This window comes from Mitsuokella sp. UBA4253 (assembly GCF_002395285.1).
Classification (GTDB): domain Bacteria; phylum Bacillota; class Negativicutes; order Selenomonadales; family Selenomonadaceae; genus Mitsuokella; species Mitsuokella jalaludinii.
Map to the genome: position 1 here is coordinate 258,981 of NZ_DGWR01000015.1, position 20,470 is coordinate 279,450.

Below are 20,470 nucleotides of genomic sequence, written 5' to 3' on the forward strand. Positions count from 1 at the left end.
TCACATCCGCAGAAGCCGCCAGAATACTCTCCAAAAACTGAAACGCGGCCCAACCACCAATCAGATAAGCCATTAATCGTAGATAATTCATTGTTACGCACCACCTTTAAATGTCTCACTGTCTCCCTCTATCATACCACAACAACCCAGCATTCTGACAACAAAAAAAGACCGCCCCGCAGGCGGCCCTAGATGAAAGGAGATTCACTTTGTTAAAAATTGTTCATACAGGATTCAATAAAGAGAGCTATGCCCTGAACGTGCCTGCGCTATGTCCACATTGCGGGTACGCAATCGACCCCAAGATCATCAATGTCTATTCAGAAAAGACTTTGCTACAGCCCGGCTCATATTCAAATACCTACGATCGCATCATAGACATCATTGCGCTTTGTACTGCATGCAACAACCATATCTTTTTAGAATATGCAGCATCATCGAAGACCTCAAAATATATGCTGCTCCGAAGATATCCATCGGCTGAACCCGTCTTAGATTTGCCGCCAGATATCAAGAAGCTCTTTCCTGATTTTTGGGAAGCCTATCGACAGGCCGCTGTCGCTGAATCGCATGACCTCCGACAGCTTTGCGGGATGGGCTATCGCAGGGCCTTGGAAATCCTCGTGAAGCAACACCTCTCGAAGAAGTACCCTGAGCAGGCGGATCAAATCATCAAAGAACCGCTTGGTCATTCCATAAACCGCTTACAAGATCACGAGAAGTCTTTGGCCCGTGGTGCTACTTGGCTTGGGAACGACTTCGCCCATATCGAGGATAAGCATCCAGAGTATACCGTCCAAGACATGAAGCAGTTCATGAAAAGCCTGTCGCATCTGCTCGTTGCTTATTCCATAGCGCAAATCGCTGCCGAGGTACCACGTCGATAACTCATCCCGTCTGTAGTCACTTCGGCGATGAGGTTGCCCTTCATGTCAAAATAACGCTGAATCTGCCGGACTGGATCCTCCATAGAGCCAGTCCCCTTTGCCATCGTGACCTGTATCATCCTGACAACTTTGACGCCATCCAGACGCTCATCAAGTGCGTTCTTCATCGTATCGCCTCCAAGCCAATCATTCCCCTCGATAAAACGCTTGTGTCTTGACCAAGTCATGCGAGAGGTACATATTCCCCTCGATCATCTCCGTTGCCTTCTTGAATATACTGGGCACCAGCACCCACTCCACACGATTCTCGACCAGCAGGTCAGCCACCTTCGCGGCCACCTCGTAGACATTCGTCTTCGGAAACTTCTCATCATCCATGTCAAGTCACCACACTTTCACAAAACTTTCACTACTCTCTATGATACCACATTACCGGATCAGGTGGCACGGCAACCTGATCCGCATCCCGCCCTCTGGCAACAAAAAAGACCGCCCTACAGACGGCCATGAACCCTGAAAACGCTATAGAAGCACAGCTCCATTTTGGTATAATAATCTTGAAGGACGGTGAGCGATATGCCTTTCAAGAAACTGAGACATGCACGCCGTCATCTTCATAATCAAGCAGTGCGATGTAGCGGTAAAAATCTGGTTTCTCCATATAGAAATCCCCCTTTCCTCCCCGAAGGGAGCGGGGCTCATTCGAAATGCGGCCCCGATTGATTTTCGATACTCTTCAAAGTTTTGCGTCTTGTCGTTTCACCAACTGTGCATCCATGGCATGGACGAACTGATCTCGATAATCATGCAGCGTTTTCCGGAATACCCCTTTCAGGTTGGCAATCGGATGGACTTCGCGCGATGATTGGGCGATTGCTTCTATCGTGATGCAAGATATCGTGTCCATGGATGACCATAAAACGTGAACAATGCTCGCGCATGTCCGAATCCAGTGCTTGTTCAGTACATCCTTGATTTCTTCTTCACTGATATCACTTTCTCTTTTGTCAGAAGTCCGACTGAATCTAACAATCTGCTCGATCAGGAACTCTTTCTTCTTTATCGCAAAGTAAAATGCCGGTATCACGCCGAATATGGCGGTAAAATATATGATTGGCAATACCACCATAGAACCTAAAAGTGTGCCGACAAACGCATTGCGACCGCTTGCTTGATATATCCGTGCCACAAATCCGATGACAATGCCAAGCAACGCTGCGTAAATTATTTCTTTCATCCCCATATTCTCACCCCGGTTCATTGGTCCACTTTGTCATTTCGTCCAAGAAAGATTTCAACACCTGCAAATATCGGAAATATCAGCAAACACTTTACCGCCTGCACCATATCAATCGCTGCCTGTGGAAGGAGCGGTGTGTTCGGCACAATCATACCGGTACGTATGTCCAGTTGCAGAAAATGCATTACTCCTAAGGCTGAAAAGAAGAATAGCAAGACGCTCGACGCAAAAGCAACGCATCCAAATATCTTGCTGAGCTTTCGTCCGTGACTTTTCCAATCATAATAGTCATAGCATAATCCTGCCGCATATATAAATAGCCCATTAAAGAAGTCTGCTGTCAGATTGGCTGCTGCAAACGTAGACAGGCTCACTAGTATCCACCGTATGATCTTGATAGCCTCCACCTCCCTCTATCTTGATTATACCAAAAAGCAGCCTCTCTGAGTAGATAATGCTGTAACATACGCATCGGCGTGCGCATGGCCGCCCGCAGCTCTGGTACAATGAGCATAGATACATCTGCCGGTCTCCGGAAGGAGGCAGCTCTATGCCAAGAGCACAGAAAAAGAAGGCGGCAATCTACTGCCGCGTGTCCACGCTTCACCAGGTGGACAAGGATTCCCTGCCGATGCAGAGGCAGGACATGATAAACTATGCCAAGTACGTCTTGAGTATTAAGGACTATGAGGTCTTCGAGAATGCCGGATACTCTGGCAAGAACACCGACCGCCCGGCGTTCCAGGAGATGATGGAACGCATCGAGCGCGGAGAGTTTTCACATGTGCTCGTCTGGAAGATTGACCGCATCAGCCGCAATCTCCTAGACTTTGCGACGATGTATGCGCGGTGCAAGAAACTCGGCGTGACGTTCGTATCGAAGAATGAGCAGTTCGATACCAGCACGGCAATGGGCGAAGCCATGCTCAAGATCATCCTGGTCTTCGCCGAGCTGGAGCGCAACATGACAAGCGAGCGCGTCGCCTCGACGATGAACGCCCGGGCCGCCGAGGGGAAATGGAATGGCGGCCGTGTGCCATTTGCTTATGCCTACGACCGCGAGACGGATTCCTTCTCGATCCGCGACGATGAAGCCAAGGTCGCGCTGGAGCTCAAGGATACCTACCTGCGCACACACTCCCTCACTTACACAGCCCGTCTGCTCAACGGGACAGGCAAGCGCACACGGCGCGGCTACGCATGGACGCCGGCCACCGTGGCCATCATCCTGCGCAGCCCGTTCTACCGTGGGACGTACCGCTACAACTACCGCGACGAATCGGATGTGACGTTCAGCTTCAAGGCGCAGAATGAGTGGATCCTCTGCGCGAAGCATCACCCACCCCTCTTCTCGGAAGCAGACTGCCGCCAGGTTGATTACTGGCTGGACAAGAACCGCCGCCATCACGGCAAGGCCACCCATGTGCAGCGGAAACACGTACACATCTTCGCTGGGCTGATTCAGTGCGGTGTTTGCGGCAGCAACTACGCAGTGTCGGTTGACCGTGCCCGTGCCTCCGGCTATCAGCCATCCATGTATAACTGTGGTGGCCGACGCCAGAAAGGCACGTGCAAGAACCGCTACGTAAACGACATCACGATTGGCGGCTTTGTCTTCAACTACATCAGCAACGTGATTCGCCTGCGAACGGCTTTCCGCCCGCAGTGGTCCCTGGCACGCATCCAACGCTTCCTCCTGCAGGACGAGAATTTCCGTGAAGTCGCTTCGCTGTCAGCCGACACACTCCGGCGTGTGCAATCCATCCTGCTCGGCTATACCGTCGGGACGGCTGAGTATCAGGCAGGCCAGGATATGCGCGGGCATGGCAATGCAACAGCACAGGCACGCGAGGCAAACCTGAGAGCCGAGCTCGAGAGGAAGAAACGCGCCCTGTCACGCCTCACACACCTCTTCCTCTACGCGGAAGATGAGATGCACGAAGCCGACTTCCTGCGAGAGAAACACAGCCTGCAGGATGACATCGCCAGTCTGCAGGACGACCTGGCAAAAGCAGAGCAGGCATCCGTCTTTGCCAGCTCCATGACCGACGAGGAGTTCCTGCAGAAAGCCGCCCGCCTCCTCTTCCAGGACGCCATGGGACATGGCAGCATTGATTTCCCGGGTCTCGCTCTCCACGTTGGCAAGCTGGAGCTCAAGAACTTCATCAACGCCGTCATCGAGCAGATCATCGTGCTGGACGGTCGCATCACGCAGCTCACCTTCCGCAACGGCGAGGTCCACACCTTCCTCTATGCATGAAAAAAGCCTTCCCAACTGCGGGAAGGCTTTCTTGCTACATCATTCTTTTTCTTTGTTGGCCTCAGCCTCACGCTGACGGTCCAGTTCCTCGAGTTCCTTGAGCTCGGCGGCGCGTTCCTCATCCGGTTACTTGTGTGAAATATACATTGCATCGCCGAAGGAGAAGAAGCGGTACTTCTGTTCGACGGCTGTCTTGTAGGCGCTGAGAATGAAGCTGCGGCCGGCGAAGGCGCTGATGAGCATGATCAGGGTGGATTTTGGCAGGTGGAAGTTGGTGATGATGATATAGATGATATAATAGAGAGAGGCGTACGCAAATTATCAAGAACATGTTGCAAAAACAAACTATATTATGTATAATGTAATTAACAGAGCTGCCCGTATCGTTGATATGGGGGCCAGGCTGGATTATACGTAATCCAGCCTTTTTATTTTGTCAACGAACAGGAGATTATCATGCTGAAGACACCACTCGACATTCCGCAGCAGCTCGCTCAGTTCCAGAGACACGGTATACTCGTGGAGAACAAGACTGCGGCGCTGTCCATACTAGAGCGCGTTTCCTACTACCGATTATCCGGCTATGCACTGGAGTTCCGCACGAGTACCCATTCCAGCCACTACACACCTGAGACGACTATTGAACAAATCTATGATCGATATCGCTTTGACGAGGATTTGCGTCATATTCTGCGCAAGTATCTGGAGATAGCAGAAATCTTCTACCGCACGCAGATTGCAAATACGATTGCCTTGCGAAAATGCAGTCAGCCGCCACATGAGCAACATTATGATGTTGCTAACTATTATCGAAAGAATTACTTCAGTGATTTGATGGTACAACTCCGCAAGCAACTGCACTACTACAAGGATAGTCTATTCATACAGCACCACATGGATAAGTACCACGGACGCATGCCACTCTGGGTGCTAGTGGAAGTCATGTCCCTTTCAACGCTGTCAAAATACTACAGTTGCCTGTACCGCTCAGATCAGGAAGCTGTGGCTGCACCATTGAATACAAGTGCGCGTACCCTGCGCAATCATCTTCATGCCCTATCAGTGCTCCGAAACAAATGCGCACATGCCGCCCGCCTTTACAATACGGTGTTCAGCCCCAAGGTCATCCTCCCGACAAAAACCTTGCGCAGCACACCATCATTGCAAACAGATACCCTCTTCGCTTATCTCATCATGCTGGCCTATCGGCTGCCGAATGTCACAATCCAGCAGGGCTACAAAAAAGAACTCATTTCTCTGCTAGACGCATATCGCGGAAAAGTGGCATTCGACAAGATTGGCTTGCCAAATGCCACTGAAACTGAGTTGCTGATGATTTTACAGAACGCTTAATTTCCATTCAATTTATTCACATGTCGCATCATCATAAATCTCCATAAGTTTCCCAAGACAAGAAACACCTTCCCATTTATGAGAAGGCGTTTCTTTGCATTTATTCTTTTTTCTTCGCTTCGGCCTCGCGCTGGCGGTCGAGGGCTTCGAGCTCTTTGAGCTCTTCCGTGCGCTCGGCGAGGGGCTGGGGGCGCTGGAGGAACATGGCGTCGCCGAAGGAGAAGAAGCGGTACTTCTGTTCGACGGCTGTCTTGTAGGCGCTGAGGATGAAGTTGCGGCCGGCGAAGGCGCTGATGAGCATGATGAGGGTGGATTTTGGCAGGTGGAAGTTGGTGATGATGGCGTCGACGATCTTGAAGTCGTAGCCGGGGTAGATGAAGATGCCGGTCCAGCCGCTCTTGCCGGCGATCTCGTTTCTGGCGGTGGCGGCGGACTCGAGGGTGCGGATGCTCGTCGTGCCGACGGCGATGACGCGGTGGCCGGCCTTCTTGGTATCCATGATGAGCTTGGCGGTCTCGTCGGGGATGCAGTAGTACTCCTTGTGCATCTCGTGCTCCTCGATGTTGTCGACGCTGACGGGGCGGAAGGTGCCGAGGCCGACGTGCAGGGTGACAAAGCCGAGGTTGACGCCCATCTCGCGCAGTTCCTGCATCTGCTCTTTGGTGAAGTGCAGGCCGGCGGTCGGGGCAGCGGCGGAGCCCTCTTCGCGGTTGTAGACGGTCTGGTAGCGCTCCTTGTCCTCGAGTTTCTCGTGGATGTAGGGCGGCAGCGGCGTCTCGCCGAGGCGGTCGAGGATCTCCTCGAAGATGCCGTCGTAGTGGAACTCGACGATGCGGCCGCCGAAGTCGGTGTGTTCGGTGACGGTGCACGAGAGCTCCGCGCCGAAGCGGATGACGTTGCCGGGCTTGGCTTTCTTGCCGGGCTTGACGAGCGTCTCCCAATGGTTGGCGTCGAGGCGGCGCAAGAGGAAGACTTCGACTTTGCCGCCCGTCTGGTCGCGGTGGCCGATGAGGCGGGCCGGCATGACGCGCGTGTCGTTGAAGATCAGGGTGTCGCCGGGCTCGAGGTATTCCTTGAGGTCGTAGAAGTGGCGGTGCTCGATGGTCTTCTCTACGGGGTCGAGGACCATGAGGCGCGAGGCGTTGCGCGGCTCGATCGGCACCTGGGCGATGCGCTCTTCTGGCAGGTCGTAATCAAAATCGGATAGTAACATGGTGAAAACCTCTCTGTCTATATATTAGTAGGAATCGTGTTGCAAGGTGACGCCCGTGTAGTAGTGGTGCAGGATGTCGGCATAGGATTTGCCCGTCTCGGCCAGCCGCTCTGCTCCCCACTGGGAGATGCCGAGGCCGTGGCCGGCGCCAAAGCCCGTGAAGGTGACGGTGTCCTTGGTGAGCTTGGCGGAAAAGAGCGTGCTCTTGAGGCCGAGCAGGCTGCGCCAGGCGGTGCCGGAAAGCGTGACACTCCCCTTCGTGCCCGTCACGGTCATCGCCTTGACGCGGCCCGAGGCTGTGCGGTCCTTGGCGGCGTGGCCGACGGCGAGCGGCGAGAGCTCGATGGCGCGCAGCCTGCCGATATTGTGGCCCTTGGCGGCGAGCTTCTGTTCGAGGGCGGCGGTGCTCATGGTCTTGGTCCAGGGCATGGTGCCCAGCGGCGTATCGCGGACGGCGCGCAGGTACGGCACACGGCTCCCCCAGACGTCTTCACTCGACTCGGTCATGCCGCCGCTGTCGGTGTGGAACAGGGCTTCGATGGGCTGGCCGCCGTACGTCAGCACCTCTCCCCTCGTCGCGCGGACGGCGGCCGTCGAGGCTGTCTTCTCGGAGGCGATGCCCTTGTAGAGCTGGCAGTGCGTCGTCGTGCAGAGGTCGTAGCCCTCAGCGGCATGGCGGCCGCGGCTCTTGAGGGCAAAGCTGCGCGCGGCGACGCTCTGCGCCTTGAGGGCCTCAGCCGGCCAGTCGGTCGGCATCTCCTCGGGCACGACGCTCAGGAGGTAGTCGTCGACCGGCACGATGTTGACGGCGGTCAGGCCCGCGCCCCTGTGGCGCAGTTCGAGCGCACCGCGGTAGCGGCGGCCGTTCAGGGAGAATTCCGCCGCTTCGGGGCGGATGGTCAGAATCTCGCCGCGCAGCTTCTCGCGGCCGACGAGGAAGGCGCCCGCCTGCCAGCGCACATCATACGACTGCCCCGCCGCCAGCGAGACAGACTTGCCCGCATCCGTGCGGGCCATCCCCTTGCCGGCGGCCGGACTGATGGTCACGCTCCCCTGCCCCGCGGCCAGCCCGATGCGCAGATCCGGCCCCTGCTTCGCAGACTGGGCCGCTACTGCGGAGGCTTTATCCGCCTTCGGTGCGGCGGGTGCATGATGGCGGGCCATGGCCGGGGTGGCGGCTGACAGCACGAGTGCGGCGGCCAGCAGGGCCAACAAAAATCTTCGCATTCTAGACACTCCCTTCACAATTGCATGGACCCCTTCCGCCTCGGGGGCTCGGCACAGGCAGCGCTTCCCAGCGGGGCTCCTGCTTTCAGGGGTTGCTGGCGGCTTCGCTTGCCGCGCGGGCTTCTCGTTCGAGGCGGGCGCGCTTTTTGGCTTTGTTCTCTTTCTTGCGCTGCTTGCGGATTTCGCGGGAGTAGCGCTCTTCTTCGCTGAAGATGCAGCCGCAGTAGGGCTGGCGGTAGAGGTCGAGCTCATGGCTGATGTCGATGCCCTCCTGCCAGCCGGGGCGGAAGTCTTCGTAGTGGAAGGCGACGCCGTATTTCTCGGCGAAGTGCTCGGCGGTGCGGCGCATCAGGTCGTGCTGCTGGTAGATGCTGTAGAAGAGCGTCGAGGTGAAGGCATCGAAGCCGTGTTCCGCGGCAAAGCGGGCCGTCTCCTCGAGGCGCCAGGTGTAGCACATGGTGCAGCGGCCGTTCGGCAGGGCTTCTGCGGGCAGGGCTTTTTTGAGGAAGTCGCGCAGGCGGTAGTGCTCGTCGGCGAAAAATGCCATGCCGACTTTCTCGGCGAACTCCTTAGCGGTCTTTAGGCGCATGTCCCACTCTTTGTAGGGGTGGATGTTGGGGTTGAAGAAATAGCCGGTGGGCTCGATGCCCTCTTCCCGCAGTTTCTTGACGGGATAGCAGGAGCACGGGCCGCAGCACATATGGAGTAACAAATTCAAAGGGCTCACCTCTCTTATGGATTTCTGCTCACTTCTCGGGGTACGGGATGCCGAGGTGGCGGTAGCCGGCCTCGGTGACGACGCGGCCGCGCGGCGTGCGGTTGATGAAGCCGAGCTGGATGAGGTACGGCTCGTAGACGTCCTCGATGGTGTCGCGCGCCTCGCTGATGGCGGCGGCGAGGGTGTCGAGGCCGACGGGGCCGCCCGCGAACTTCTCGATCATCGTGCGCAGCATGCGGCGGTCGGTGTGGTCGAGGCCGGCCTCGTCGACTTCGAGCATGCGCAGGGCCTTGTCGGCGATGGCGTTCGTGATGACGCCGGAGCCCTCGATCTGGGCGACGTCGCGCACGCGCTTCAGCAGGCGATTGGCGACGCGCGGGGTGCCGCGGCTGCGGCGCGCGATCTCGAGCGCCCCCTCGTCCTCGATGGCGATATCGAGGATCTCGGCCGCGCGCTTGATGATGTGCACGAGGGCGTCGGGCGTGTAGTACTCGAGGCGCGAGATGACGCCGAAGCGGTCGCGCAGCGGCGCGGCGAGGGCGCCGGCCTTCGTCGTCGCGCCGATCAGCGTGAAGGGCGCGATGTCGAGGCGGATGGAGCGGGCGCTCGGCCCCTTGCCGATGATGATGTCGAGCGCGAAGTCCTCCATCGCGGAGTAGAGCACCTCTTCGACGCTGTGCGAGAGGCGGTGGATCTCGTCGATGAAGAGCACATCGTGCTCCTGCAGATTCGTCAGGAGCGCGGCGAGGTCGCCGCTCCTTTCGATGGCGGGGCCGGACGTCTGGCGGAAGTTGACGCCGAGCTCGTTGGCGATGATGCCGGCGAGCGTCGTCTTGCCGAGGCCCGGCGGCCCGTAGAGCAGGACGTGGTCGAGCGCCTCGCCGCGCGAGAGCGCCGCCTGGATGAAGATGGAGAGGTTCGCCTTGACCTTCTCCTGGCCGATGTACTCACCGAGCTTGCGCGGTCGCAGGCTGTACTGCCAGTCGTCGCTGTGCTGCTCGTCCATGGAGACGATGCGGTCCTCGTCGTAAGAATCGAATCCGTCCAAAATGAGCCTCCTTCTTTACATGTGGCTGAGTTCCTTCAAAGAAGCCTTGATGATGGCTTCCGTCGTCTTGTACTTGGCCGTCTTGCGGATGACGGGCGCGATCTCAGAGGGCGTGTAGCCGAGCGACTGCAGCGCGGCCATGGCCTCCGAAGCGGCGTCGTCGCCGACTTCTTCACCGTTCTCGATGGTCAGGAGCTCCTCCTCCCCGCTGCCCCTAAAGGCGACCTTGTCCTTGAGCTCGAGGATCAGGCGCTCGGCCGACTTCTTGCCGATGCCGGGCAACTTCGTCAGGACGCTCGCCTGCTTGTTCTGGATGGCGCGGCAGAGCCCTTCGACCGTGATGGCGGAGAGGATGCCGAGCGCGACCTTCGGGCCGATGCCGGAGACGCCGATAAGCTGCAGAAATAGGTCATATTCTTCTTCGGTGGCAAAGCCGTAGAGCACGATGGCGTCCTCGCGCACGCTCGTGTAGACGAAGAGGCTCGCCTCCTCCCTCTGGCGCAGCTTCGTGCGCGTCGAGTTGGCGACGAAGACGCGGTAGCCGACGCCGTGGACGTCGAGCAGGCAGTGATCCGTGTAGAGCGCGATGACCCTGCCGTGAAGATATCCGATCATAGCTGATTCCTCCAAGTGATGCTATTCAGGCAGTGCGTCGTGCAGATGGCGATGGCCAGCGCGTCGGCCGTGTCGTCGGGCTTCGGCGGTTCGGGCAGGTGCAGGATCTTCGTGACCATGTAGATGACCTGGTTCTTGTCGGCCTTGCCGTAGCCCGTGACATCCTGCTTGATCTGCATCGGCGTGCGCTCGACGAGCCGCAGGTTGTTCTTGGCGGCCGTCAGGAGCACGATGCCGCGCGCCTGGCCGACGGGGATGGCCGTCGTGACGTTGCGGTTGAAGAAGAGCTTCTCGACGCCCATGACGTCGGGCTGGTACTTCTTGATGAGCGCGTCGAGCTCGTCGTAGATCTTCATGAGGCGGTCCTCCATCTTCATCTTCGGCGAGGTGAAGATGGAGCCGTACGCGTGCGGGATCAGCCGGCTGCCGCGCGACTCGACGAAGCCGTAACCGCAGATGGCCGTGCCGGGGTCAATTCCTAGTGCTAACATAAATTCCCCTAACATAAAACGTGTGAGAAATGCGAAAACAAGCCCCTACAAATCAAACGTTCGAATCGTTCGAATCGTAGAGGCTTGCCTCAAAAGCCCGTCCCCAGTCTATTACTCTTCGTCGTCCGACTCGTAGTTGCTGTAGACGTTCTGGACATCGTCGTTCTCTTCGAGGGCGTCGATGAGGTTCTGCATCTTCTCGGCATCCTTGCCGGCGAGGTGGACAGTCGTGTCCGGGACCATCGTGACTTCGGCCGAAGCCGTCTCGATGCCCTTCTCGCCCAGTGCCTTCTCGATGTCGTCGAAGGCGTCCGGCTCAGCCGTGATCTCGAAGACCTCGTCCTCTGCCTTCATGTCCTCGGCACCGGCGTCGAGAACGATCTCCATCAGGGCGTCCTCGTCGTCGAACGTCTCCTTCTCGACGATGAAGACGGCCTTCTTCTTGAACATCCAGGCAACGCAGCCGTCCTGGCCGAGGTTGCCGCCGAACTTCGAGAAGAGGTGGCGCACATCGGCAGCCGTGCGGTTGCGGTTGTCCGTCAGGATGTCGAGCATGACAGCCGTGCCGCCCGGGCCGTAGCCCTCGTACATGAGCTCTTCATACGTGCCGCTCTCCGTGTTGCCGAGACCTTTCTCGATTGCACGCTTGATGTTGTCCTTCGGGATGTTGTTGGATTTCGCCTTCGAGAGAGCCAGCTTCAGGCGCATGTTGCCCGTGGGATCTGCACCGCCCATGCGGACTGCGATCGTGATCTCACGGCCGATCTTCGTCGTGATCTTGCCGCGGATGGCATCGTTGGCACCTTTCTTGCGCTTGATATTGGCCCATTTAGAATGTCCTGACATATAAGAAACCGCCCTTCAATCAAAATTACACGCTATCGTGTGATAACTTACTTATCTTATCATAAAACGCGCCATCCCACAAGCGTCTGGCGCGTTTTTCTCATCTCAGATCACTCGGCTCACTTCACGAGCTTGAAGTACTTCTTCTTGCCCTTCTTGACGATGGCCTCGCCATCCTTAAAGTCGCTCTCCTGCAGGATGTAGTCGACATCCTTGACCTTCTCGTCATTGAGGGAGAGGCCGTTCTGCTGGATCAGGCGGCGGCCCTCGCTCTTGGAGGCGAAGACCTTGCCGGCCGTCAGGACATCGAGGAGCTTCTTGCCCGTCTCGGCGGCGATCGTCGGCATGTCGGCCGTGTTGCCGGCACCGCCGAAGAGCGCCTCGGCGGCCTTCTTGGCCTTGTTGGCCTCTTCTTCGCCGTGGACGATCTTCGTGACCTCGTAGGCGAGCACGCTCTTGGCCTCGTTGATGGCGGAGCCCTCGAGGCTGCCGAGGCGGCGGACCTCGTCCATCGGCAGGAAGGTCAAAAGCGCGAGGCACTTCTCGACGTCGGCGTCATCGACGTTGCGCCAGTACTGGTAGAACTCGTACGGCGAGGTCTTCTCGGCGTCGAGCCAGAGGGCGCCGCCCGCCGTCTTGCCCATCTTCTTGCCGTCGCTCTTCGTCAAAAGCTTGTTCGTCAGGCCGTAGACGGCCACGTTGTTCTTGCGGCGGTTGAGCTCGACGCCGGCGATGATGTTCGACCACTGGTCGTCGCCGCCCATCTCGAGCTTGCAGCCGTAGCGGCGGTTGAGCTCGAGGAAGTCGTAGGCCTGCATGACCATGTAGTTGAACTCGAGGAAGGTCAGGCCCTTCTCCCAGCGCTGCTTGTAGCACTCGGCGGCGAGCATGCGGTTGACGGTGAAGCAGGCGCCGACATCGCGCAGGAGGTCGATGTAGTTGAGCTTCCGGAGCCAGTCGCCGTTGTTGACCATGATGGCCTTGCCATCCGAGAAGTCGATGAAGCGCGCGATCTGCTTCTTGAAGCACTCGCAGTTGTGCTCGATGTCCTCGTCCGTCAGCATCTTGCGCATGTCGGTGCGGCCCGTCGGGTCGCCGACTGTACCCGTGCCGCCGCCGACGAGGCAGATCGGGCGGTGGCCGGCACGCTGCATGTGCGCCATCGCCATCAGGGCGATGAAGTGGCCGGCGTGGAGGCTGTCGGCCGTCGGGTCGAAGCCGATGTAGAAGGTCACGCGCTCCTTGTCGAAGAGCTCGCGGAGCTCTGCCTCGTTCGTGCACTGGGCGATGAAGCCTCTCTCTTTCAGGGTGTCAAATACATTTGCCAAAGATCTCTCTCCTTTATCTCAGGTATCTCAGGCAGCACGCCTCAGGTGCTGCTCGTCATTCCACTCAGTTGCGTCCCTTGGAGACGCTGCTGCCCGGCTCAGGCGCGGCACCGCCGCCACCGCCGGCAGAGGCCGGAGCACTCGCCGGGGCCTGGCCCTGCGGCGCTGCGGGCTGCTGGCCCGGCTGCTTCTTGCCTTCGTCCTTGGACTTCTTCTCAGCGGGCTTCTCTTCCTTCTTGGCCGGCGCGGCGCTCTTCTTGGTGACGGCTGTGCTCTTGTCGTCCTCGAGCGAGCCGATGGAATCGCCGCCGGACGACTCGGAGCCGTCGAAGTCCTTGGCCGGCGTGCCCTTCAGGGCCTCGGTCATGAAGTTCTTCCAGATGGTGGCCGGCACTGTGCCGCCGTAGATGCCGCCCAAGGAGGTGTTATCGTCGTTGCCGATCCAGACGCTCGCGACGAGGTCGGGCGTGTAGCCGACGAACCACGCGTCGTGGTAGTCACTCGTCGTGCCCGTCTTGCCGGCTGCCGGGCGGCCGATGTTGGCGCGGCGGCCCGTGCCGGCGCGGATGACATCCTGCAGCATGCTCGTGAGGTCGGCCGCGCTCGACTCGCTGATGACATTGTGCTGCTCAGGGTTCGCCTCGTCAATGACCTTGCCGTTGCGGTCGAGGACCTTGACGATGACGACGGGGTCGACGTGGACGCCCTTATTGGCAAAGGTGCCGTAGGCGCTCGTGAGCTCGAGGGGCGTCACGCCCTTCGTCAGGCCGCCGAGGGCCGAGGCGAGGTTCTTGTCGTTGTGCGGGCCGTCCATGACGAGCGTCGAGATGCCCATCTCCTGCGCGTAGTAGAGCACCTTCTCGATGCCGAGCTTCTGCGCGATCTTGACGGTCGGGACGTTCATCGAATGCTGGGCGACCTGGCGCATCGTGACGGGGCCGCTGAAGGTGTGCTCGTCGTTCTGCGGCTCCCAGTCGCCGATCTTTATCGGGCTGTCGTTGATGACGGTCGACGGGGAGAACTTGTTCTCGAGCGCTGCCGCAAAGACGAACGGCTTGAAGGCAGAGCCCGGCTGGCGCTCGGCCATCGTCGCGCGGTTGAACTGGTCCGTGCCGCGGCCGCCGACCATCGCCTTGACGTAGCCCGTGTGCGGGTCGAGGGCGACGAGGGCGCCCTGCGGCTGCACGACGCCGTTTGCGTCCTTGCGGCCGTTCGGCAGGCCCTTCATCGCCTTCTCGGCGGCGCGCTGCATATCCATGTCGATCGTCGTGTAGACCTGCAGGCCGTCCTTGTAGACGGCGTCAGCGCCGTACTTGTCGATGAGCTTCTGGGTGACGTAGTCGACGAAGTACGAGGCCTCGCCCTTGTCGTCTTTCGCCGGGTCCGGCTTGACGAGGTCGGGCTTCTCCTGCTTCGTCTTCTCCGCCGTGGCCGAGTCGAGGTAGCCGTACTTGACCATCTGGTCGAGGACGGTCGCCTTGCGCTCCTGCGCGGCCTGCAGGTTGTTGAGCGGCGAGTAGTAGTTCGGGCTCTTCGGGATGCCGGCGAGCATCGCGCACTCGTTGAGCGTCAGGTCCTCGACGTCCTTGCCGAAGTACGTGCGGGCCGCGGCCTGCACGCCGTAGGCGCCCTGGCCGAAGTAGATCTGGTTGAGGTAGAGCTCTAGGATCTCGGACTTCGTGTACTGGTGCTCGAGCCGCAGTGCGAGGAAGACCTCCTGAATCTTGCGCTTCAGCGTGCGGTCCTGCGTCAAATACGCGTTCTTGGCGAGCTGCTGCGTGATGGTCGAGCCGCCCTCTGAGACGGTGCGGCCGCGCAGGTTGGCCCAGATGGCGCGGGCGATGCCGCGCGGGTCTACGCCGATGTGGTCGTAGAAGCGGTTGTCCTCGACGGCGACAAAGGCGTCCTGCAGGTTCTGCGGGACCTGGTCGAGCTTGACGGGCATGCGGTTCTCCGCCGCGTGGATCGTCGCGATCTCGTTGCCGTCGCTGTCGTAGACGAGTGAGGATGCCGGCGGGCGGATGTCGTCCGCCAGGTCGGATTTCGTATTCATGCTAGCGGTCAGGAAACCGCAGCCGATGCCGGTCAGCATGACCAGGAAGACAATCGCAATGCCGATGAGAGTCTTGTGCTTGGCGGTGTTGCCGCCCTTCTTCGGACTGCGTTGTTGTTGATGGCTTCGTTGGGAACGTTTTTCCATAAGGCGCCTCCTTCAAACATATACGGCTCCTATTTTACCACACTTTCGTGGAAAAGCCTATGCCTGATGTCATTTCCGTCCATCTGCCGCATACCGCGCATCACTTGAGCTCGACGACGGTCGCGCCCGTGCCGCCCTCGGTGATGTCGGCGAACTGGAAGCTCTGGACATTCCGGTGATGCTTGAGATACGCGTGGATGCCCTTGCGGAGTGCCCCCGTCCCCTTGCCGTGGATGATGAGGACCTGCGAGAGGCCGGCCATGACGGCGTCGTCGAGGAACTTGCCGACGACGACCTCGGCCTCGTCAACCATCATGCCGCGGATGTCGATCTCGCGGCCGATCGTCTGCGTCTTCTGCATGAAGGCGTTGGACTGGCGGCGCGAGGAGGTGGACGGTGCGGCCGCCTTCGTCTCTTTGGGCGCATGGTCGAGGAAGCGGCAGGCGGAGGCCTTGACCTTCGTGTGGAGGGAGCCTATTTGGACGGTCAGCTCCTTGCCCTGGACGGAAAGGACCGTGCCCTTCTGGTCGAGCTTCTTGACGTAGACGATGTCGCCGGGCTGTATCGTCTTGAGGCTCACGGCCTTGCCGACGCCCTTCTGGGCCATGATGCCGGGGCGCGACTTCTCGAAGGCCTCGTTGAGCTTCGCGCGGGCGTCCTGGATGGCCTGCTGGCGGCGCTTGATGCCCTGGTCGTCGAACTGCTCCTTGAGCTCCTTGATGATGGCCTCGGACTCGCGGCGCGTGCGGCGCACCATCGCGGCGCTCTGCTCGCGCGCCTTGCGGATGAAGTCGCCCTTCTTCTTGGCGAGCTCTTCCTTCGTGCGCGCGACTTTCGCCTCGAGCTCGGTGACGCGCTGCTGGCGCTCGAGAATGTCGGCGTTGCGCTGCTCGTACATCATCTTCTCATTCTCGAGCTCGTTGATGACGTGCTCGAACTGCGCGTGGTCGGCCTTGACGAGCTGCTGCGCGCGGAGGATCAGGGATTCTGAGAGGCCGAGGCGGCGGCTGATGGCAAAGGCGTTGCTCGCGCCCGGCATGCCGATGAGCAGCCGGTACGTCGGCCGCAGCGTCTTGACGTCGAACTCGACGCAGGCGTTCTCGATGCCCTCGCGCGAGTAGGCAAACGTCTTGAGCTCGGAGTAATGCGTCGTGGCGACGGTCGTCGCGCGCAGCTGCAGGAGCTTCTCGAGAATGGCCATGGCGAGCGCCGCGCCCTCCTCGGGGTCGGTGCCCGCGCCGAGCTCGTCTAAGAGCACGAGGTCGTCCTCCTCGACGCGCTTCAGGATGCGCACGATGTGCGTCATGTGCGCGGAGAAGGTCGAGAGGCTCTGCTCGATGCTCTGCTCGTCGCCGATGTCGGCGTAGATGTTCGGGTAGACGGCGATGACGGGGTCCGGCGCCGTCGGCAGGTAGCAGCCCGACTGGGCGAGCAGCACCATCATGCCGAGCGTCTTCATGCTGACTGTCTTGCCGCCTGTGTTCGGGCCGGTGATGAGCAGCATGCGGTAGTCCTCGCCAATGCGGATGTCTATCGGCACGACCTTGTCCTTCGCGATGAAGGGATGGCGCGCCTCGCGAAGGTCCGTGCGGCCCTCGCGGTTGAGCTCCGGGCGGTTTGCCTCCATCATCTGCGCGAGGCGCGCCTTGGCGAAGGCGAAGTCGAGGTCGCCGAGGATGCGGCAGTTCTCGGCGAGCGTCCCGCTGTTCTTGTTGATCTCGGCGGACAGGTGGCGCAGGATGCGCTGGATCTCCTGCTGCTCGGCGAGCGTCAGCTGCTTGACGTCGTTGTTGAGCTCGACGACGGCCATCGGCTCGATGAAGAGCGTCGCGCCCGTGGCCGACTGGTCGTGGACGATGCCCGGGAAGCGCGAGCGGTACTCCTGCTTGACAGGGATGACGTAGCGCTCGTCGCGCACGGTGACGATGGCGTCCTGGAAGAATTTCTGGTACTCGGCATTGTGGAGGATGCTCGAGATGCGCTCCTTGATGTGCGCCTGGGCGGCGTGAAGCTCGCGGCGGATGCGCCGCAGCTCGACGCTCGCGTCCTCGCGCATGGCGCCGTGCTCGTCGACGGTGTTGTCGAGCAGGCGCTCGAGCTGGCCGAGGATCTCGATGCTCCTCGCCCACGAGCGGAGCGTCGGCGCCTCCACCTCGCTGTCGCGGAAGAAGTGCTTGATATTCCGCATCGCGTAGAGGGTGCTCATGATGCTCGTGATCTCGTCGAGGTCGAGCACGGCCCCCATCTTCACTTTCTTCAGATGCGGCCGGATGTCGAAGATGCCGCCGAACGGCGGTGTGGCCGTCGCGAGGACGGTCACGGCCTCTGTCGTCTGCTGGACCCACTCGACGGCTTCGTCGAAGTCGCTCGTCGGCAGCATCGTCTGGGCGCGCTCCTTGCCGATCAGCGAGGAGGCACAGCCCGCGAGCATCTCCCGGACCCTGTCGTATTCCATGATCTTATAGGTTTCTTGTTCCATCAGTTACCTCTATCTCAATCTACATCTGGGGAAATCAGAGCACGCCGCGGAAGTAGTGGCCGCGCGTGATATCTTTGCCCTCCTGCTCGTGGATCCAGGAAAGCTGGGCCTCCGCGGGCTCTTCGGGGAAGGCCATCGCCTTCCGGTAGGCCTTGACGATGGCCGCAATCTCTTTTTCCCCCATGGCCTTGGCCTCGATCTGCATCGTCTCGATGCCCGCGGCGCGAAACTTCATCGCATGCGGCATCATCGAGAGCACCTTGCTGTTGAGCACGTGCATATGGCAGAACTGGTCCATCGCGAGCGGGAAGAGCGCATCCTTGCGGTCCTTGAGCGCGAAGTGGCCGCGCGTGCACGGCTGGGTGCAGGGGCCCTCGCCGCAGCCGCCTAAAAAGCTGCCTGTCACGCAGTAGTTCGAGACCATGAGCTCGAGGCGGCCGTGCACGATGCACGTGAGCGGCAGCGGGCTCTCCTTGGCGAGCTGCCGGATCTCCTTGGCCGTGAGCTCCGGCGAGAGCGTCGCGCCAGAGGCGCCGTAGTCCTTGAGGAAGGCGAGCGTCTGCTTGTTGTAGGAGATCAGCGAGTAGTCGGCGTGGATGGCGAAATCCGTCAGCCGGCGCACGAGCGCGAGCATGGCGATGTTGTGGACGTGGACGGCGTCCGGCGGGAAGGCGGCGAAGGCGGCGAGCAGGCGCTCAACGTGCTTCTGCTGGCCGTCATGCACGATGCGCGGCGTGTTGAAGTCGATGCGCGCGCCGGCCTCTCTGGCCATCTGCCAGGCCCGCTCGTACTCCTCCGGGGCGATGACGCGGTGCTCGTACGACTCGCCGCCGAAGAGGATGCCATCGGCGCCGGCCGCGAGGGCCGCCTCTGCCTTGCCGAGCGTGTCGACGGCGACGAGGAAGTGGGCCTTCTTGGGGGTCGGGCGCGCGATGCGGTCGGTGAACTTCGACTCTGGGCGATGCTCACGCGCTTCGATCTCCTTGAGGCGCAGCGCGTCGAGCGCTTCGACGGCCTTGCGGCGCGCCTCGTTGATCTCGCTCATCGGCACCATGACCTCACCCGCGATATCGCAGTGCAGGCTCTTCATCTCATAGACGCTGGTGCCGAGGCGGCTGACCTGCTTGCGGATAATCTCCTCAGAGAGCGGCCGCTTGCGCGCCGGCTCGCCGATGAAGTCGGTCCTGCCTTCCCCCCGATGCCCCTCTGCATCGCAGAGGGTGACGGTCAAAGGCTCGCCGATGGCGGCGCGGACCGCAATCGCGACGGGGATGCGGCGCACAGGAGCGCCCGACGCATACGTTTCTTTCGCGCGCTCCATCAGCCTTGCGTCGTAGACCTTGAAGACGCGGTCGTGGTCGCGCACGGCCGAAGGGATGGCAAAGGAGACGATGTCGCCCGCCTGCCCCTCCTCGACTGCGCGCCCTTTCGCATCGGTCAGGGCGGAGATAGTCGCCGTCACGCGGCCGCCGACCTTGACCCAGAAGTCGACCTGATCGCCGAGGCCGAGACGGCCGCTGAGCTTCACGGTGACGATGCGCGCGTCCCAGTCGTAGGCTGTGACGCGGCCGATGAGCAGGCCGCGGTTGTTCGGGCGGCGGTCGCTCATCATCGCCTTGCCCGGGCGTCCCTCAAGGTAGGCCGTCGTGAAGTCGCGGTTGAAGATCTGCGCGAGGTCGTCGCGCTCTTCCTGCGTGACGGCGTAGCCCTTGCCCGCATAGTACGTGTCGATGGCCTCGCGGTAGGTGCGCACGACGGTCGCGACGTACTCGGGGCGCTTCATGCGGCCCTCGATCTTGAGCGACGAGACGCCGGCCTCGATGAGGTCGGGGATGACGTCGATCGTGCTGAGGTCGCGCGGCGAGAGCAGGTAGGAGCCGGCCTTGTCGCCGAGCACGTCCTGCCCCTTTTCGTCGACGAGCGTGTACGGCAGGCGGCAGGGCTGCGCGCAGCGGCCGCGGTTGCCGCTGCGGCCGCCGATCATACTGCTCATCAGGCACTGGCCCGAGTAGCAGACGCAGAGCGCGCCGTGCATGAACGTCTCGATCTCGATGGGCGCATGGGCGCAGATATGGCGGATCTCCTTGAGCGAGAGCTCGCGCGCGAGCACGACGCGCGTGAAGCCGAGCTCCGCGAGCGCCCGCACGCCCTCGAGGCTGCTGACCGACATCTGCGTGCTCGCGTGGAGCGGCAGGTCGGGCACCGTCTCATGGGCGACACGCGCGACGCCGAGGTCCTGCACGAGCACGGCGTCGGCGCCCGCCTCGTAGAGGAAGCGCAGGTAGTCCCTGAGGGGCCCCATTTCCTCGTCTGCCACGATCGTGTTGACCGTCACGTGGATGGCGACCTTTCGCAGGTGTGCGAAGTGGATGGCCTCGCGCAGCGCCTCGCGGTCGAAGTTACTTGCATAGGCGCGCGCGCCGAAGGCATTGCCCGCCAGATAGATGGCATTGGCACCGTTCTCCACCGCAGCCACGAGTGCCTCGCGGCTGCCGGCGGGTGCTAAGAGTTCTACCAAGATAATTCCTCCTGAAAATCCGAAAAAACAGCACGGGAAACCGCGTG

General features: G+C 60.4%; 18 protein-coding genes and 1 pseudogene. 3 read left to right on the plus strand and 16 right to left on the minus strand.

Annotated features, from left to right (window positions below):
• Positions 1–209 precede the first annotated feature (209 nt).
• Positions 210–887 carry a DUF4145 domain-containing protein gene (locus B2X55_RS08450; protein WP_286821729.1) on the plus strand — a complete coding sequence of 226 codons (678 nt, stop codon included), beginning with the start codon at positions 210–212 and terminating at the stop codon, positions 885–887.
• Here the strand turns inward: B2X55_RS08450 and B2X55_RS08455 are convergent.
• From B2X55_RS08455 to B2X55_RS08470, 4 genes are all read right to left on the minus strand, one after another.
• Positions 845–1,054: a hypothetical protein gene (locus B2X55_RS08455; RefSeq protein ID WP_286821730.1), complete on the minus strand. Its 210-nt coding sequence runs from the start codon at positions 1,052–1,054 to the stop codon at positions 845–847. The genes B2X55_RS08450 and B2X55_RS08455 overlap by 43 nt on opposite strands.
• A gap of 19 nt (positions 1,055–1,073) precedes the next feature.
• Entirely contained in the window at positions 1,074–1,265 is a 192-nt protein-coding gene (locus tag B2X55_RS08460; protein WP_286821731.1) for a hypothetical protein, read from the minus strand.
• A gap of 358 nt (positions 1,266–1,623) precedes the next feature.
• On the minus strand, positions 1,624–2,148 hold the full coding sequence (locus B2X55_RS08465; RefSeq protein ID WP_286821732.1) for a hypothetical protein: 525 nt from the start codon (positions 2,146–2,148) through the stop codon (positions 1,624–1,626).
• Positions 2,145–2,534 (minus strand): hypothetical protein, encoded by a 390-nt coding sequence (locus tag B2X55_RS08470; RefSeq protein ID WP_286821733.1) that lies wholly within the window; start codon positions 2,532–2,534, stop codon positions 2,145–2,147. Before B2X55_RS08470 ends, B2X55_RS08465 begins: the two co-directional genes overlap by 4 nt.
• Before the next feature lie 143 nt (positions 2,535–2,677).
• On the opposite strand from B2X55_RS08470, the gene B2X55_RS08475 reads away from it, so the two are divergent.
• Complete coding sequence (locus B2X55_RS08475) at positions 2,678–4,387, plus strand: recombinase family protein (RefSeq protein ID WP_286821734.1); 1,710 nt, start codon at positions 2,678–2,680, stop codon at positions 4,385–4,387.
• 39 nt (positions 4,388–4,426) lie between these two features.
• Here B2X55_RS08475 and B2X55_RS10895 read toward each other — a convergent pair.
• Positions 4,427–4,672 (minus strand): annotated as a pseudogene (locus B2X55_RS10895) (S-adenosylmethionine:tRNA ribosyltransferase-isomerase); the annotation flags it as partial.
• A gap of 171 nt (positions 4,673–4,843) precedes the next feature.
• Between B2X55_RS10895 and B2X55_RS08485 the strand changes: the two are divergent.
• Positions 4,844–5,740 (plus strand): Abi family protein, encoded by an 897-nt coding sequence (locus B2X55_RS08485; protein WP_286821735.1) that lies wholly within the window; start codon positions 4,844–4,846, stop codon positions 5,738–5,740.
• 100 nt (positions 5,741–5,840) lie between these two features.
• On the opposite strand, the gene queA is transcribed toward B2X55_RS08485, so the two are convergent.
• The 11 genes from queA to B2X55_RS08540 form a co-directional block, all read right to left on the minus strand.
• Positions 5,841–6,953 (minus strand): tRNA preQ1(34) S-adenosylmethionine ribosyltransferase-isomerase QueA, encoded by a 1,113-nt coding sequence (gene queA / locus B2X55_RS08490; RefSeq protein WP_286821736.1) that lies wholly within the window; start codon positions 6,951–6,953, stop codon positions 5,841–5,843.
• A gap of 24 nt (positions 6,954–6,977) precedes the next feature.
• Entirely contained in the window at positions 6,978–8,180 is a 1,203-nt protein-coding gene (locus B2X55_RS08495) for a SpoIID/LytB domain-containing protein (RefSeq protein ID WP_286821738.1), read from the minus strand.
• Positions 8,181–8,265: 85 nt separating this feature from the next.
• Positions 8,266–8,898, minus strand: a complete 633-nt coding sequence (locus B2X55_RS08500; protein WP_286821739.1) for an epoxyqueuosine reductase QueH — start codon at positions 8,896–8,898, stop codon at positions 8,266–8,268.
• A gap of 28 nt (positions 8,899–8,926) precedes the next feature.
• Entirely contained in the window at positions 8,927–9,904 is a 978-nt protein-coding gene (gene ruvB / locus B2X55_RS08505; protein WP_055160771.1) for a Holliday junction branch migration DNA helicase RuvB, read from the minus strand.
• A 57-nt stretch (positions 9,905–9,961) separates the two neighbouring features.
• A complete protein-coding gene (ruvA, locus tag B2X55_RS08510; protein WP_286821740.1) occupies positions 9,962–10,561 on the minus strand; it encodes a Holliday junction branch migration protein RuvA in 600 nt (199 codons plus the stop codon).
• On the minus strand, positions 10,558–11,052 hold the full coding sequence (ruvC, locus tag B2X55_RS08515) for a crossover junction endodeoxyribonuclease RuvC (RefSeq protein ID WP_036376682.1): 495 nt from the start codon (positions 11,050–11,052) through the stop codon (positions 10,558–10,560). The genes ruvA and ruvC overlap by 4 nt, the downstream gene beginning before the upstream one ends.
• 111 nt (positions 11,053–11,163) lie before the next feature.
• Entirely contained in the window at positions 11,164–11,898 is a 735-nt protein-coding gene (locus tag B2X55_RS08520; RefSeq protein ID WP_055160561.1) for a YebC/PmpR family DNA-binding transcriptional regulator, read from the minus strand.
• Between the two features lie 119 nt (positions 11,899–12,017).
• Positions 12,018–13,226: a tyrosine--tRNA ligase gene (gene tyrS, locus B2X55_RS08525; RefSeq protein ID WP_286821742.1), complete on the minus strand. Its 1,209-nt coding sequence runs from the start codon at positions 13,224–13,226 to the stop codon at positions 12,018–12,020.
• A gap of 64 nt (positions 13,227–13,290) precedes the next feature.
• A complete protein-coding gene (locus B2X55_RS08530) occupies positions 13,291–15,426 on the minus strand; it encodes a transglycosylase domain-containing protein (RefSeq protein WP_286821743.1) in 2,136 nt (711 codons plus the stop codon).
• Between the two features lie 100 nt (positions 15,427–15,526).
• Positions 15,527–17,905 (minus strand): endonuclease MutS2, encoded by a 2,379-nt coding sequence (locus tag B2X55_RS08535; protein ID WP_286821744.1) that lies wholly within the window; start codon positions 17,903–17,905, stop codon positions 15,527–15,529.
• A 34-nt stretch (positions 17,906–17,939) separates the two neighbouring features.
• Entirely contained in the window at positions 17,940–20,423 is a 2,484-nt protein-coding gene (locus B2X55_RS08540) for a U32 family peptidase (protein WP_286821745.1), read from the minus strand.
• Positions 20,424–20,470: the final 47 nt, after the last annotated feature.